Origin of the sequence: Microvirga tunisiensis (assembly GCF_009296175.1) — a bacterium.
Lineage (GTDB): Bacteria > Pseudomonadota > Alphaproteobacteria > Rhizobiales > Beijerinckiaceae > Microvirga > Microvirga tunisiensis.
The window spans coordinates 1-1,568 of record NZ_VOSK01000718.1 but is presented as its reverse complement, the minus strand read 5'-3'; the positions used below and the strand labels follow the sequence as shown (position 1 = coordinate 1,568).

Below are 1,568 nucleotides of genomic sequence, written 5' to 3'. Positions count from 1 at the left end.
AGATAGATCGTGTGGGTGCTGTGCGAGAATGAAGCGTCTGCTGAGGGCGAGTAGAGCATGAGCGGCCTCCGGGGTGAGGTGACCGCCTTACCTCACCAATCCGGCGCTCACTGGCCCATGAGATCTTTTTGTCCCTAATCGCTGTTCCTGCGCCATATTTGGCATCGAGTTCTCCACGAAGCACGAGGGCCGGGTTTTAACCGGGGCGGGGACGAGCAGATGGACAAAGCGCTTGCGGTACTGAGAGCCGGATTACGGCTTTGCGCGATTGTGCCCCTGGGCATGGCGTTGGCCTCCTGCTCGGGATTAGGGCTGATGTCAGGCGTTGGGGATGCCAAGCCGCACGTCGGCGTGGCCAGTGCGCATTTCCGTCCCGTTCACGGCGTGGACATCTCACGATGGCAAGGAAAGGTGGACTGGGCAGCCGTGCGTGACGGAGGCACCCGCTTCGCCTTCATCAAGGCCACCGAGGGTGGGGATCACATCGACCCGAGGTTCAAAGACAACTGGGAGGGCGCCCGCAAGGCGGGTGTCCTGCGTGGGGCATACCACTTCGTGTATTGGTGCCGACCTGCCGAAGAGCAGACCGCCTGGTTCAGGAGGAACGTGCAGCCGGACGCGGACGCTCTCCCTCCGGTGCTTGATGCCGAATGGAACGGCGCGTCCCCTACGTGCGGCAGGAAGATCCCGCGTGACAAGGCCTTGGCCATGATCCGGGTCATGCTGCGCGAGATGGAGGCCCACACGGGCAAGAAGCCGATCATCTACACGGACATCACCTTCCATAGGGAAGTCCTTGAGGGCGAGCTCAAGGACTATCCGTTCTGGATACGGAGTACCGCAGCAGAGCCTCAGGTCCGCTACAACGACCGCCAGTGGACCTTCTGGCAGTTCACTACCACAGGTCGGGTTCCCGGCATCGACGGCAACGTAGACCGCAACACCTTCCATGGCACTGAGACGCAGTGGAGCGAGTTTGTGGGCGGATCCGCCAAGATCCAGATCACAGAGGGCGCGGTATCCGAAGGAGCGAAGAGCGTCACCGAGGCATCGTGGTCAGGGCTTCCCGACTACTGAGCGAGCACGGGCCGCTTTTGTGAACGAGGTTGCCAAAAGCAGTTGGGCAAGCCCGTCTGTTCGGACATGAGAGATCGTTCAGCACGATCTTGAGCACTGCGGTCATGCGCCGCTAACGGTGCATGACGACTTCCATCGGATCCGTCGCAAACTCTTTGTTTCAGAGTTGCAGCTATTAAGGCATCAGTCACAGTAGTGGGGGCGCGGTGTTCAAGGGCAGGCATTTTGATAAATCTGTGATCCTGCTCTGCGTTCGGTGGTACTTGGCTTACAATCTGAGTCTCCGAAACCTGGAGGAGATGATGGCCGAGCGTGGTATCTCGGTCGATCACGCGACCATTCACAGATGGGTCATCCGGTACTCACCCGAACTCTGATGTTCGTTGTCAATGAGCCTTGACGTGGGTGTGCAATCCCGGTGCAGGAACAGGGCCAGGCCGGATAAAGCGATTGCGCAGGGCCGGAGACAGAGCCGTCAAGACGACGGTTGA

Annotated in this window: 1 protein-coding gene and 1 pseudogene; both read left to right on the top strand. The window is 59.9% G+C overall.

Annotation, left to right across the window (positions count from 1 at the left end):
* Nucleotides 1-219 precede the first annotated feature (219 nt).
* The gene (locus FS320_RS43115) at nt 220-1,077 is read left to right on the top strand and encodes a glycoside hydrolase family 25 protein (protein WP_152718617.1); all 858 of its coding nucleotides are present in this window, start codon (nt 220-222) and stop codon (nt 1,075-1,077) included.
* A gap of 206 nt (nt 1,078-1,283) precedes the next feature.
* A pseudogene (locus FS320_RS43110) lies at nt 1,284-1,451 on the top strand (IS6 family transposase); the annotation flags it as partial.
* Nucleotides 1,452-1,568: the final 117 nt, after the last annotated feature.

Coding starts and splice junctions, on each gene's coding strand:
- FS320_RS43115 (WP_152718617.1), top strand. CDS start 220: ATGGACAAAGCGCTTGCGGTACTGAGAGCCGGATTACGGCTTTGCGCG.